The organism is Asticcacaulis sp., assembly GCA_024707255.1.
GTDB lineage: Bacteria > Pseudomonadota > Alphaproteobacteria > Caulobacterales > Caulobacteraceae > Asticcacaulis.
Genome location: JANQAC010000001.1, coordinates 233,467 through 246,488, shown reverse-complemented (window position 1 = coordinate 246,488; position 13,022 = coordinate 233,467). Strand labels below are relative to the sequence as shown.

General features: G+C 63.3%; 15 protein-coding genes. All 15 read left to right on the top strand.

Annotated elements, in window-relative coordinates; all coding sequences use genetic code 11:
* Positions 1-5: 5 nt before the first annotated feature.
* Positions 6-398: a hypothetical protein gene (locus NVV72_01105; protein ID MCR6657991.1), complete on the top strand. Its 393-nt coding sequence runs from the start codon at positions 6-8 to the stop codon at positions 396-398.
* Between the two features lie 23 nt (positions 399-421).
* The gene (locus NVV72_01100; GenBank protein ID MCR6657990.1) at positions 422-2,173 is read left to right on the top strand and encodes a phage portal protein; all 1,752 of its coding nucleotides are present in this window, start codon (positions 422-424) and stop codon (positions 2,171-2,173) included.
* A gap of 8 nt (positions 2,174-2,181) precedes the next feature.
* Positions 2,182-2,850, top strand: a complete 669-nt coding sequence (locus NVV72_01095) for a hypothetical protein (GenBank protein MCR6657989.1) — start codon at positions 2,182-2,184, stop codon at positions 2,848-2,850.
* Positions 2,753-3,697, top strand: coding sequence for a S49 family peptidase (locus NVV72_01090; protein ID MCR6657988.1), 945 nt, complete (start codon positions 2,753-2,755; stop codon positions 3,695-3,697). The genes NVV72_01095 and NVV72_01090 overlap by 98 nt, the downstream gene beginning before the upstream one ends.
* 56 nt (positions 3,698-3,753) lie before the next feature.
* Entirely contained in the window at positions 3,754-4,437 is a 684-nt protein-coding gene (locus NVV72_01085) for a head decoration protein (GenBank protein MCR6657987.1), read from the top strand.
* Between the two features lie 82 nt (positions 4,438-4,519).
* Positions 4,520-5,308, top strand: coding sequence for a major capsid protein (locus NVV72_01080; GenBank protein MCR6657986.1), 789 nt, complete (start codon positions 4,520-4,522; stop codon positions 5,306-5,308).
* Positions 5,272-5,598 (top strand): major capsid protein, encoded by a 327-nt coding sequence (locus tag NVV72_01075; GenBank protein MCR6657985.1) that lies wholly within the window; start codon positions 5,272-5,274, stop codon positions 5,596-5,598. Before NVV72_01080 ends, NVV72_01075 begins: the two co-directional genes overlap by 37 nt.
* Positions 5,599-5,694: 96 nt before the next feature.
* On the top strand, positions 5,695-6,009 hold the full coding sequence (locus tag NVV72_01070; protein ID MCR6657984.1) for a hypothetical protein: 315 nt from the start codon (positions 5,695-5,697) through the stop codon (positions 6,007-6,009).
* Positions 6,006-6,641, top strand: a complete 636-nt coding sequence (locus tag NVV72_01065; GenBank protein MCR6657983.1) for a DUF6441 family protein — start codon at positions 6,006-6,008, stop codon at positions 6,639-6,641. Before NVV72_01070 ends, NVV72_01065 begins: the two co-directional genes overlap by 4 nt.
* Positions 6,642-6,643: 2 nt before the next feature.
* The gene (locus NVV72_01060; protein MCR6657982.1) at positions 6,644-7,087 is read left to right on the top strand and encodes a hypothetical protein; all 444 of its coding nucleotides are present in this window, start codon (positions 6,644-6,646) and stop codon (positions 7,085-7,087) included.
* A 27-nt stretch (positions 7,088-7,114) separates the two neighbouring features.
* Positions 7,115-8,371 carry a phage tail tube protein gene (locus tag NVV72_01055; GenBank protein ID MCR6657981.1) on the top strand — a complete coding sequence of 419 codons (1,257 nt, stop codon included), beginning with the start codon at positions 7,115-7,117 and terminating at the stop codon, positions 8,369-8,371.
* Positions 8,372-8,382: 11 nt separating this feature from the next.
* Complete coding sequence (locus tag NVV72_01050) at positions 8,383-8,868, top strand: hypothetical protein (GenBank protein MCR6657980.1); 486 nt, start codon at positions 8,383-8,385, stop codon at positions 8,866-8,868.
* 77 nt (positions 8,869-8,945) lie between these two features.
* Positions 8,946-9,140 (top strand): hypothetical protein, encoded by a 195-nt coding sequence (locus NVV72_01045; GenBank protein ID MCR6657979.1) that lies wholly within the window; start codon positions 8,946-8,948, stop codon positions 9,138-9,140.
* Complete coding sequence (locus tag NVV72_01040) at positions 9,121-12,348, top strand: phage tail length tape measure family protein (GenBank protein MCR6657978.1); 3,228 nt, start codon at positions 9,121-9,123, stop codon at positions 12,346-12,348. Before NVV72_01045 ends, NVV72_01040 begins: the two co-directional genes overlap by 20 nt.
* A 2-nt stretch (positions 12,349-12,350) precedes the next feature.
* Complete coding sequence (locus NVV72_01035) at positions 12,351-13,019, top strand: hypothetical protein (protein ID MCR6657977.1); 669 nt, start codon at positions 12,351-12,353, stop codon at positions 13,017-13,019.
* The last annotated feature ends 3 nt before the right edge of the window (positions 13,020-13,022 follow it).

The following is a 13,022-nucleotide window of genomic DNA, read 5'->3' as shown; positions in this document are numbered from 1 at the left end:
TTTCCATGTCTCAAGACAAATATCTGGCCGCTTCGCGCGGTTTCCGCAGTTCGGCCCTCTTGCTGGCCGCCACGGTTTCAGCGGTTCTGCAATCCCTGCCGCAGGCACTGGGTATCGACCAGTATCGCAATCTGCGCAAGGCGATCGACGGCCTGCAATCGGCAGATGCTGAAATGACGGCCCTCGAAGACGATCTGACCGCCAAATTGGCCGAAATCGAAACCGACGTGAAGCCCGCAGTCGAGGCGTCCCCGGCGCCTGAAGAAGAACTTGCGAAAAAGCCGGCGGGCCGCGCTATCAAAACGGATAGCGCTCCAGCCGGTGTTGCCGCGGAGATCAAGGCTGAAGACGCCAAGAGCGACGGCGCCGGGGCCAACCAGGCTTCGCTTAACGTCTGACGCGCCGGGGGCCGTTTAACACCATGCGTAATCTGAACCGGCCAGTGGCCCAACCGAGACGCTCCGGCGTGGCGGGCCGGACCCGTGCGTCCGCCAACAGTGCGGTGGAGGCGATCGACGCCGGCATCGCCTATGAGGGCGCCCGCCGTTCGGGCACCTTTATGCGGCGCTGGCCGATATCGCTGCAATCGATCGACCGGGAGTACTTTCCGGCCCGCCACAACCTGGTCGGCCGGGCGCGGGACCAGTTCCGCAACGATCCGATCGCCTCGGCCGGCGTGGCGCGGAAGAAAAACGCCGCCGTCGGGCGTGGCTGGCGTTTTTCCTCGAAGCCGAACGCCCGCGCCCTAGGTATCGATCCGGCCGCAGCGCGTGAGCTGGGGCAACTGATCAACACCGAGTGGAAGCTGTACGCCAATAGCTACGCCTTCCTGTCGGACGCCGAGCGCAAGCTGCATTTCGGCCAGCAACTGCGCGTGGCCACATCGCACCTGATGCAGGACGGTGAGTTCCTGGCTCAGGTGGTCTATGCCGATGACGACCCGATGGCGCGTTACAAAACCTGCCTGAAGCTGCTCGATCCCGACCGCCTGGGGAACCCGCTCGGCCGCATGAACGGTGACAATCTGCGCGCCGGCGTCGAATTCAACGACAATGATGTGCCGATCGCCTATCATATCCGCGAGCGCCATCCGCGCGACGTCGGGTTTTCGGCCAAATCGCTGACATACCAGCGCCATCCCCGTTATTCGACGCCGCTTGGCCGTCCGAACATCCTGCACGGCTTCGATCCGGACCGCGCCGGCCAGACGCGCGGCATCACGCGTTTCGCCTCGACGCTGAAATCCTTCCGCGGCTTCAGCAAATTTACCGATGCCACGATCCAGGCGGCGACGATCAACGCGCTGATCCTGGGTTATATCAAGTCGAATTCCGGCTTTAAGGCGGTCGGCGAAGCCTTCGGCGGCAGCGTAGACGACCTGATCAAGTTCGATAAGGAACGGTACAGTCATTACGAAGACAATGCCATCGAGATGGGCGACGCGGTCCTGCCGACGCTTGCCTTCGATGATGAAATCCAACTGGCGACAGCCAGCAAGGACGTTACCCAGTTCGAGCCCTTCACCCGCGCCATCATCCGGCTGATCGCCGCGGCCCTGGGCGTCACCTATGAAGAACTGTCCATGGATTATTCGCAGACGAACTATTCGTCTGCACGGGCGGCCATGATTCACGCCTGGTCCGATACGCTGGCCCTGATGGGCACGCTGGAATCGCACCTGGTGAAGCCGTTCTTCGTGGCCTGGCTGGAGGAAGCCTTCGATTCCGGCCGGATCGCCCCGCCTGCGGGTGCGCCGGACTTCTATGACGCCATCGACGCCTATGCCGATGGCCGGTGGCTGGGCCCTGGCCGGGGTTATATCGACCCGGTGAAGGAAATCGCCGCCGCGGCGGCGCGCATCGAGGCCGGTATTTCCACGCTGGAAGACGAATGCGCCGAACAGGGCAAGGATTACGAAGAGGTCCTGGAGCAAAAGGCGCATGAACGCCAGCTCAAGGCCGATCTCGGTCTGCCGGATGAAGAGCCGGGCAATAATGATCCGAATGCGCCGGCGGCGGACACGCAAACGACCGATCCCGCCGATCAACGGCCGGGCGACAAGACGGCATCGGCCCCCAAACGCGGGATCGCCGGTTCGGCTTTGGCCTGGATACGCCGGGTCGCCATGAGCGCTGAGCATGAGGCGTCACTCGACGCCCGGCCAAATATTTAGAGGTATTTATGTCTAATTCTGCCGCCTTGCTGGCGCGATATACGCGCCGGCCGCTCCTCATGTTGCCCGAAGCCGCCGAGGCCCTGATCGAACGGCTGGCCGCCGCCGATCCGCGCGGTATGCGGACGGAAAGCCGGCTGCTCGCCAATCTGCGCAAGCTGAATATTTTCCGGCCGATGGCCATGGAAGATGATGAGGCCGGCACGCAGGAACCGGCAAAACCGGCCTGTTATTCACCGCTCTGGGCGCAGCAAGCCTATGGTGAGCCGGAGGACGAAGGGTTTTGCTGGTCGCTGTACCAGGGCGCAGCGCTTTTTGACGTCAGTACGGCCCTGAGCGCCCAGGGCGATTACTGGTGCGGCACCTGGTATCATGGTTATGACACCCTGCTCGCGGGGCTGCGCGATGCGGCCAATGACGCGCGTGTAAAGGGGCTGTTTATCCGCATGAATTGCCCCGGCGGGCCGGTGGCGGGCGGCCTGCCGGCGCTGGCGGCCTATATTCGTTCGGCGCGGGCCGCGGCCGGTGGCAAGCCCATTCACTTTTTTCTCGGATATGGCGGCATCGGCCGCCTATTGGATCGCCGCCCAGGGCGATCGTATTTCCGCGCCCAAGGTGGGCCTGGTCGGCTCGATCGGCGCGGTTATCGTCCATGCGGACTATTCCGGGGCCTATGAACAGGCCGGCATCAAGGTCGAGGCCATCCAGTTCGGCGAGGAAAAGACGGCCGGCGCGTACTGGAAGCCGCTTTCGGCCTCGGCGCGCGCCGACCTGCAGGCAGAGATTGACCAGTGCGGTCGGGATTTCGTGGCCGACGTCGCTACCGGTCGCCCCGTCCTGACCCCGGAGGCCCTGATCGCCACCCGGGCGCGCGTCTACATGGGCGACCATGACGATCCGGAGCGCTCCGGCCTGTCGCTTGGCTTCGTCGATGCCATCGAGACCGAAGAAGAGGCGTTTCAGGCTCTTCTCGCCACCTTCGGCGGTTCCACCGTCGCTGTGACTTTACCCGCCGGTCAAACCACAGGGGAAACCCAGGCCGGCCAAACCCAAGCCAAAATGGAGACCGAAATGTTCAAGAGTGCGCAACTGCACCCGAAGACCACGGCGAGCGCCGACGACCAGGCCAAGCCGGAAGACGATGCCGAAACTGATGGCGGTGAATCCGAAGACGAAGACGTCGACGATCCCGATACGCACGGCGATGATGACGCGGACGATGACGATACTGGCGATGATGAGGCCCCCAAGGAACCTGAAGCGGCCATTATCTCGCGCAGCCCGGAGGCCAAAACCCATCCGCAGCTTGCGCTCGCAGCCATTGGTTCGGGCCAGACCTATGCCCAGTTCAAGGCCAATGTCGCCGCTGTGCCTGCCGAAGGCACGGCCGGCGCCGCCAGAACCTCGCCTTTGCGTGACGCCATGGCCGGCGTGAAGCGCGTTGGGGCCGATGGCGACAAGAAAGCCGAAACGCCCGGCTCCGGCCTGGTCAAGTCCGCCAAGGACTTCAGGCGAAAATCCTAAACCGTCGCCGGGCGGTTTCCGGCTCTCCCTCAAAACCTGCAATCAGGAGCTAAGCGATGCAAGTCATCAAGACCACCAGCCCGAAGACGGAAGGGCATCTGATCCGTCATGAGTATAACCAGCAATTTACCCGCGGCGTGAACGTCACCGGCCTGGCCGGCTCGGGTTCGGCACGTGTCTTCGCCATGCTGGCGGTTCTCGGTGTCATTGCCGTCGGTGCCCGCTCGGTGGCCGCGGCCAAGACCGGGACGGGCGATGGCGCCATCACCGGCGCCACCGCCGCCGCCAATACAAAGCTCGGCGTCTGGGTCGCCACCTGCATCGAGCCGGTGTCCGCCGGCGGCGTGTTCGCCCTGGAGGATCCCGACGGCGTCAATATGGGCATCATCACGGTGGGTTCCGCCTTCTCGATCGGCGGCCTGGCCGGCACGATCGCGGATGGCGCCACCGACTGGGCTGCGGGCGCCCAGGTCAAATATACGGTGACGGCCTCGGACGACGCCGAAAAGTATGTGCCGGTCGATGCCTCGGCCACCGATGGCTCGCAGATCGCCGCCGCTATCTGCCTGTGCGAAGCCACCGCGCCCGATGGTGAGGATGTCACTCTGGACATGGTGCTCGATCGCGGGCCGGCCGTCGTGGTCCGCGATGAACTGGTCTGGCCGGACAGCACCACGGACGCTCAGAAGGCCGTCTGGGTCGCCCAGCTCGAAGCGCGCAGTATTCTGGCCCGCAACTGATCCCCGGTCGTCATTGACGGCCAATCCCCGGTAACGGCTCGCCGCCCGACCCTTTAATCCCCTCAAAAATAGGAAAAAAGACATGTCTACCACTGTCGTCGACAAGACGGGGGCGAGCCCGCTCCCCTATACCAATATCGACTATTCGCTGGCCATCAATGTGCTGCCGAACCAGTACGGCTATCTCAGCCGCCAGGGCCTCTTCGTCGAAGATGAGCTGCTGGCGACCGAGTACTTCGAGATCAACATGGAGAACGACGTCATAACCGTTTTGCCGGTCGGCCGTTCGGAGGCGCGCAAAGGCTCAAGCGTCGGCCGCATCTTCCGCGTGCCACAGGTCGAGCACGAGGACGCCTTCACGGCCAGGGACATCAAGAATATGATGGCGCTCTTTGAGCGGTCCCGCAATCCCGAGACCCTGGCGAACCAGACCAACCGCACCCTGGCGCGCCTGCGCAAGAAGTTCGACATGACGCGCGAATGGTTCCGCTGGGGCGCCCTGAAGGGCATCATCACGGACGGCAAGGGCGCCGAGGTGCTGAACCTCTTCACGGCCTTCGAAATCACACAAAAGGTAGTCTATTTCGATCTCTCGGACGACACGACCGATGTCGAGGGCAAGTGCGCCCTGGTCTATCAACTGATCAGCCAGGACCTGACCGACGAAAGCATGACCATGGTCAATGTCGAGGTCGATTCCGGGTTCTTCCAGAAGTTGATCAATCACCCGAAGGTCAAGGACAAGTGGCTGGCGTCGGAAAACGCCCTCGCCCTGGCCAACCTGTCCGTGGGGTCGAGGATGAATGGCGCCCGCGCACCTTCACCTTCGGCAATATCACCTTCCACGAAAATCCGGCGATCATTCCCCTGATGACCGGCCCCCAGCGCGTCATCGCCGCCGATACCGGCCACGCCTATCCCGCCGGCACGACCAGCAGCCACGTGACCTATGGCTGCCCGCCGGACGACATCGCCCTGCTGGACGGATCGGACGTTTCGCCGGAAGACGCCGCCATCTGGATCACCGAAAAGGTCATGGATCACGGCAAGGGTATCGAGCTGCTCGGCCGCATGAACCAGCTTCCCTTCTGGCGTCGCCCGAAGTTGCTGGTCAAGGTTCTGGCCGGCGACGGCACCTCGACCACGCCGACCGCCTACTAACCGGGTCCGTCCGGCGGCGCGTACAGTCCTGCCGCCGGATGCGGGGAGGGTTATTCCTGTGGCCCTCCCCATCATTTCTAAAATCGGAGGCAAGCCATGTCCGTATTCGACGACGCCATGGAAGAGCAGCTCGATCTCGCCTTTGAGACCTTCGGCGCGCCCGGAAAGTGGCAGTATCAGGATGCCCTGATCCGCCGGTTTCATAATGACCGCGAACTGATGGCCGCCGGCACCGGCATTCTGGCCGAGGCCAATATCCTGAAGGTTCGCGTCAAAGAGGTGCCTTGTCCGGCGATCGACGACCTGGTCGAGGTCGGTGGTCAGCTTTTGAGGATTATCGCGCCACCCCAGCGCCTCGATCGGCGAGGGCGGGTCTGGACCTGCGAAGCCACGGAAACCGTTTCACGGTGAGCAGCCAGATAACGGGCCTGCACGAGGCGTTTGCCGCGGCCGAGGATGAAATGGCAAAGGCCGCAACGGCTGCCATGAATGAAGTCGGGGAGGGGCTGTGTAACGACTTCCGCCAGGACGTCATCAAGGCCGGCCTCGGTCGTAAACTGGCCAATACCTGGCGCTTCAAGGTCTATCCATCGCATGGCAAGAGCCTGGACCCAGCCGCCCTGGTCTGGTCGAAAGCGCCGAAGATCCTCGACGCCTTCGATCGCAATCCGAACATTGTCCCGGTCAATGGCGGCAGGATGCTGGCCATCCCGACCAAGAACACGCCGAACAAGCATGGCCGCGGCGGCGCGACGCCCATGACGCCGGTCGAGGTCGAGACCCTTTATAATCAGGACCTGATCCTGCGGCCTGGTCGCCTCGGCCATTATTACGCCTTCGTCAATGTGGTGGCCGGCAAGAGCGGCCGGGGCTTCCGTCAGGCAACCCGTGGACGGCTGGCCCAGGGGCGCAAGCCCGAGCTGGTGCTGATGTTCGTTCTGGTGAAATCCGTTCGGCCTGGCAAGCGGGTCGATATCCAGCGCCGCATCGATCAATGGGCAGCGCGCACACCCGGCCTGGTGGCCGGACATCTCGGAAACTGATCATGTCCAGTCATGAAGACGTCGATAACGGTTGTTTTCGCCTGGTCAAGGCCGCCTTGCCCCATGCCGACGTCCATTTCAACCCGGATAAGGCGCCGCGCGTCAGTGCCGGCGGATATGCTGAAATCAAACGCGGTGAGTCCGTCCTGATCGACACTGAACTCGGCCAGCTTCGCTATATTTATGAGCGCAAGGTGCCCTGTGTCGTGATGGGCTATGAGTCGGCCACACTGACCCGCGACCAGTTCGTCGACCGGATGCTTGTATCGATCGGCGATGCGGTTGAAGCTAACCGCCGCCTCAATTTCGACGGCCAGGACCGGTGCGACTGGGTCGATCTTGACGTTCCGGATCCGGACGACGCCACCGCCGACGGCGCCGAAACCGTTGGCGGCGCCCTTTTTTACTTCGTCGTCACCTACGGGACGGCGAACCCGCTGAAGTAATCCCACCACTTTTATAAGGAGACACCCATGCCCTGGGCCCGTGGTGCCAATGCCGTCATGGCGCTGGCTTTTGAGACGACATATGGCGTTGCGCCCTCATCCGGCTTCGCCTCGCAACCCTTCACCCAGTCCAATCTGGGCGCCGAACAGGCCCTGGTGACGGACGACACGCTCGGCCAGGGGCGAAACCCGTCCGATCCGACGTTCGACGTCATCACCAATGACGGCGATGTCACCGTGCCGGCCTGTGTCCGCAATATGGGTTACTGGCTGAAGGGTGGCTTGGGCGCACCGGTCACCACAGCCTTCGCCGCCGCCACGGGCAAGCTGACCTTCAGCACCCAGCCGGCCGCGAATTCGACGATCACGCTCAACGGGACGGAATGGACGTTCGTGAGTGCGCTGACGACCGGCAACCAGATCCTGATCGGCGCCAACCTGGCCGCCACCCTCACCGCCGCGGCTACCGCTCTCAACGGCAGCGCCGATACCCAGACGGCGAAATGCACCTACACGGCAGACGCCACCTCGCTGACCATCGAGCACGACACCCTGGGCATTGCCGGCAACACCTATACGCTGGAGACCACCACGACGGCGACGCTTTCGGGCGACACCCTTACAGGTGGCGCGAACAAGCACGTCTTCACCTCGGGCGGGACGGTCTTGCCGCCGATGTCGATCGAGGTGGGCCTGCCCGATTTGCTGAAATATTTCATGAATTACGGCATGGGCGTCAATTCGCTCAAGATGTCGGCGGCGCGCAGCGGCCTGCTCTCCCCGGTCGTCAGCCTGTTCGGCAAGAATGAAAGCGTCGCCACCACCAGCCAGGCCGGCACGCCCTCGGTGAAGCCGACCAAGCGCCTCGCCCAGTTCTCCGGCGCCATCAAACGCAACGGCGTGGCGCTGGGCAAGGTCACGGCGGGCGACTGGACCTATTCCAACGACCTGGAGAAGGGCGAGGATATCACCGAAACCGGCGATATCAGCGACCTGACCGCCAGCGTCTGGTCCTTCCTGGTCAATATGACCGTCCGCTTCGCCGACAGCGTCCTGCTCGACCAGGCCACCAACAAGTCGCCGTGCGAACTGTCTTTCGGCTGGAAGATCGACGATTCCAATTCGTTCACGGTCACGGCCGCCCGCGTTTTCATCCCCAAGCCGAAAAAGCCGATTACCGGGCCGAAGGGCATCCAGATGACCTTTGCCGGCCGGGCCGCCCTCGATCCGGATACCGGCGCCGGCGTCACCTTCGAGCTGGTCAATGATGTGGCGGGATATTGAGGAGACCTGACATGACGAAAATCATTCTGGGGGCGCGCTGGATCGCCCTGGGCGGCGGGCTGGTGGCGCTCTTCCAGCCCGTCTCAAAACTGGCGGCCCGTGCCGCCTCCAGGGCCTATACGGCCGTCAACTCGGCCGAACTGGCCGACGGCCAGACGGAAAACGACCGTCTGGCGGCCGCCAACGAAGCCTATTCCTGCGCTCTGGCGCGGGAGGGCATCCTCGCCTGGGGGCAATTCACCGGGGGCGAAGGCGAGGCAATCACCACGGAAAAGGTCGACTGTTCGGTCGTGACCGACGCCGAGGGCAACGTCCTGCAGCCGACGCCCGAGGCAATCGACCAGTTCATGGCCATCGCCGAAATCTTCGATGCGGTCGATGAAGCCTATGTCAGCCCTTACGTCGCCAGGGTCATTGAAAAAAACGTATCATCGCGCTTGCCGAGTGGGTCTTCGGTCAGCGCGGGGACGACTACTGCCGCGCCTGCGTTCAACTAGACGGCCAGGACTGCGGGCATGAATGCCCGAAGCGCGAGAATGAGCCCCAAACCGAGGAGGGGCTCACCGCCTGGGAGGTGATCAGCGCCTGCCGCAACCAGATCCGCACCACGGGTTTCGGCGTCTATGCCGCCGATTTCCCCGCCTTCCTCACTTTTGCCGATGCCGCCGGCCTGCCATCGGACTGGCTGACCGACCTGCTGCCGGGAATCGAGGCGGCCCTTATCGACTATCACTCACAGGAATCCGAAGATGACGGACAAGAGGATTAGCATCCGCTTAGGGATGGACGGCAAGTCCGAGTTCAAGCGCGATGTCTCCGAACTGGAAACCCAGGCCAAGGCGTCTTTCGGCAACGTCAAAGGCTCGATCGACGGCGCCACCGCCTCGACCGATGATCTGGTGGCGGCGCTGAAGCGGGCTTCTGCCGAGGAATCGGCCACGCTTGCCAATGCCTCGCGCACCTCTACGGCCAAAGGCCGGGCGGCGGCGCGTGACCTGATCGGTATCGATCCCTCGAGCGCCGCAAAGGCCGGGGTTTCGGCGGCGGCCATCACGGCCGAGCTTAAGCTGATGGATAAGCAGGCCCGTGCAGTGCGCTATTCGCTGGACCCGCTGGCCATGGCAACGGACCGGTATGCGGCGGCCGAAGCCGCGCTCGACAAGCTGCTGAAGAACGGCAAGATCACAATCGAGCAGCACGGCGCGGCCCTGAAGAACGAAAAGGTCGCGCTCGATCAGTTCACTGAGGCCCACAACAAGGGCGCGAAGGCGGTCGGCCTGTCCAGCGGCGCGCTGCGCTTGATGGCCGTCTCGACCCTGCCGGACCTGGCCCAGGGTCTGCTGGCCGGGCAGTTTTCCTTTGCCAGCTTCGTCAACCAGGCCGGCCAGGCGGTGCAGATCGCCGGTATGCAGCCGGGCGGCTTCGGTGCGGCAATGCGGTCGCTCACCTCACCGGCGGTTTTGGCGGCGGGCGCGATCGGCCTGGTCGGCGGGGCTCTGTTCCTCACCGCCAAGGCCGGCTATGACTTCGGCAAATCGATCTCCGAGGCGGAACTGGCCGTCATGGGCATTGGCGCCGCCAGCCGATTGACCGGTACTCAGGTTGTATCAATCGCCGCTCAGGCCGCCAAGGCAGGCGACATTTCGGTTTCGTCGGCCGAAAGCGGCGCTGCGGCGATGTTGCGCGCCGGAATGGTGAATAAGGCTGTTCTCGGCGACGCCATCGCGCTGACAAGGGACTACGGCCTGGTTACCGGCAGGGAGCTTCCTGCGGCGCAGGATGCGCTGGCCAAAGCGCTCGCCGATCCGGTCAATGGCGTCAAGCAGTTGAACGCCGAATTGTTGCTGGGCGACGCGAACTGGCAAAAGAATGTCATCTCGATGGCGCAGGCCGGCGACAAGGCGGGCGCGGTTGCCGAAATCATCAGTGCCATGAAGGGCAAAATTGGTGATGCGTCGAAGGAAGTGTACGGCATGGCAGGGGCCATGGATGCGCTCGGCAACAAGATGTCGAACTTCTGGCATGGATTCGGCCAACTGGTTAATCCGGACCCCGCGACGATCCTCAACCGGATGGCCGATTTCAATAAGGTCAATCCGGGCAAGGTCGACCCAAACTATTTCGGCGGCTCCGACTCGACCTTCCAGAAGGCGTATATGCTGTTCTGGAAGGACCAAAATGCCCAGGCCGCCAAATCCGCCGCTGCCGCGAAGGACCAGGCATCTCTTGCCGCCCAGTCGAACCTCGATTTCCTGAACCCGACGGATGCGCAGCGTCGTGACCTGGACGCGCGGGGAAAGCAGCTTGAGGACGATCTGAAGGCCGGCAACATCACGCTGGCCCAGGCGATTGACGGTCGCGCCAAGTTAAAGCAAAAATATGCCGCTCTCGACAAGCAGGACAATCCGACGGCGCCCGGCGCCAACCGCGCAGCCTCGCTGGCGCGGGAAGCCGAGTCGGTCAAGGTCAATACGGCGGCCACGCTCGATCTGGCCGAAGCCTATCTGACAAGCAATGACGCCGCGCTTAAGGCCGAGGCGACGCGCAAGGCCATGACCGAGGCCACCCGCAAGGGCACGGATGTCGCCGCCGCCGTGCAGCGGCAAATGGACCTGACCAACGCCCGGGCCGTGCTTAACGGCGCGAAATCCGCCGCCGCCTCGCGTGACCAGGCGGCGGCGCAAAAGGTCGTCAATGACCAGGTGGCGGCCGGTCTTATACCGGCGCGTGACGCCCAGCAGTCGCTGCAGGAAGAGGCGATCCTGCGCCCGCTGATCGCCCTGCGCACGAAAATGCAGGGCGATGCGCTTGACGGCCTGAACAAGGTTATCGAGGCAGCCACGAAGGGGCTTCACGACCTCAATACCGAACAGCAGCGCGCCAATATGCTGACGGCCACTGAGGCCAATGCCGATCAGTTGTTCTTCCTCCAAAGACAGCTTGAACTGATCGACGCCACCAATGATGCGCGGGCCATAGCCCTGGCGCAGCAACGCACCGGACAGGAAATCGCCCGCAACTCATCGGTGGACCCTGACAATCCCCAGGCGGATAATCCGGACTCGCCATTTCTCGCCGCAGTAAACCAAGGTATCAGCTCCGATACGGCCGCGGTTGCCGGCATTACACTCGATAAAGCAAAGTACGCCGAGGATAGAGCGAAGGCGTTGAAAAACGAGACGGATATCGATCGTCTCGAACTCTCCTTGTTGGGGCAAAAAGACGCTGCAATCCAAAAGGCATTGGCCCTTGAGCAGGCGCGTCAAGACCTCAAGGAGCGGAATATCAGTCTGGAGTCGGAAGAGGGGCAAAAGATCCTGGGCGCCGTGGCGGCCCGCGAGGATGAAAACGCCCAGCTCGAGCGCGGCAAGGCGATCCAGGGCGAAATCCGCAGTATGCAGGACCAGATCGGCGACCGGCTGCAGCAATACCTGATGGACGGCAAGATAAGCTGGAAATCACTGGGCGATACCGCGGAAAATGTGCTCAACGACATCATGGCCGAGGTGGTGAAGCTGGCAGTCATCAACCCGTTCAAGAACTGGGCGTTCGGCCAGGACAACCCGACCCTGAACAGCGGGGGCATTGCCAGCATACTCAGCTCGATCTTCAATATCGGCGGCCATGCCGACGGCACGGAATCGGCCGTGCCCGGCTATGCCTGGGTGGGTGAGCGGGGCCCGGAACTGATGAAAATGCGCGCCGGCGACGTGATCAAGTCGAACCCGGCCAGCAACGCCATGACGCGCTCGGTCCTGGCCCAGCAGCCCAGGCAGCAGCCGGTTGTTGTGCAGCAGGTGTTTCAGCTAAATGCGCAGGGGGCGGTCGTGACCGAGGAGCTGATCAACAGCCTGAATAAACAGGCTCGGACCTATGCGAGCCAGGCCGCCAAGCAAGCCTATAAGGAGGCGGTCAAGACCTCGGCCAGCAGCCTGAAGGGCAATATCGCGGCCATCAACCAGCGCAAGGTGCCGTAAACATGGCGCTGTCCTTTCCCTTGTCGGTCGATGATTTCTTCGGCGGTCTGCGCGTTAAATCGTGCAGCTTCCATCTGCCGCCGGCGGTCAAGGGCTCTGGCCTCACCGGCGACGGCGATCAACTGACCGCCACCAGGGGGCAGCGCCTGTGGCAGGGCACGATTACCCTGCGCAAGTGCAGCTTCGCGGAAGGCGAGGCGGCGATGGGGCTGATCGATACCCTGGGCGAGGCCGGGCGGTCATTCTTCGTCTACAACATCACCAAGCCGCGCCCGGCTACTGTGGCGGCGGGATCGGCTGACGATATCGCCCTGCAGGCGGCCACGGTGACGATCAAGACGGTGGCCAGCAATAACCGTGACCTGGAACTGCAGGGCTTGCCGGCAGGACTGGCACTTTCAGGCGGCGATTATCTCGGTTTTGCCTATGGCGAGAGCCCGACGCGCTATGCCCTGCATCGCCTGGCGCGGGGCGGCACGGCCAATGTCGGCGGGGTGGCGGCGGTTGAAACCTCCAGCTTCCTGCGCGATGGCGCCGAGGCCGATCTGGCCGTGTCGCTTATCCGGCCGGCCTGCAAAGCCGTCATCGTGCCCGGTTCCGTCCAGCCGGGCACCGCCTCCGGGGTGTTCCTGGAAGGCATTTCGTTCAACTGGCGCCAGACGCTTAGGTAACTT

Coding starts and splice junctions, on each gene's coding strand:
- NVV72_01095 (MCR6657989.1), top strand. CDS start 2,182: ATGTCTAATTCTGCCGCCTTGCTGGCGCGATATACGCGCCGGCCGCTC.
- NVV72_01050 (MCR6657980.1), top strand. CDS start 8,383: ATGACGAAAATCATTCTGGGGGCGCGCTGGATCGCCCTGGGCGGCGGG.
- NVV72_01100 (MCR6657990.1), top strand. CDS start 422: ATGCGTAATCTGAACCGGCCAGTGGCCCAACCGAGACGCTCCGGCGTG.
- NVV72_01085 (MCR6657987.1), top strand. CDS start 3,754: ATGCAAGTCATCAAGACCACCAGCCCGAAGACGGAAGGGCATCTGATC.
- NVV72_01070 (MCR6657984.1), top strand. CDS start 5,695: ATGTCCGTATTCGACGACGCCATGGAAGAGCAGCTCGATCTCGCCTTT.
- NVV72_01060 (MCR6657982.1), top strand. CDS start 6,644: ATGTCCAGTCATGAAGACGTCGATAACGGTTGTTTTCGCCTGGTCAAG.
- NVV72_01105 (MCR6657991.1), top strand. CDS start 6: ATGTCTCAAGACAAATATCTGGCCGCTTCGCGCGGTTTCCGCAGTTCG.
- NVV72_01080 (MCR6657986.1), top strand. CDS start 4,520: ATGTCTACCACTGTCGTCGACAAGACGGGGGCGAGCCCGCTCCCCTAT.
- NVV72_01055 (MCR6657981.1), top strand. CDS start 7,115: ATGCCCTGGGCCCGTGGTGCCAATGCCGTCATGGCGCTGGCTTTTGAG.
- NVV72_01035 (MCR6657977.1), top strand. CDS start 12,351: ATGGCGCTGTCCTTTCCCTTGTCGGTCGATGATTTCTTCGGCGGTCTG.
- NVV72_01040 (MCR6657978.1), top strand. CDS start 9,121: ATGACGGACAAGAGGATTAGCATCCGCTTAGGGATGGACGGCAAGTCC.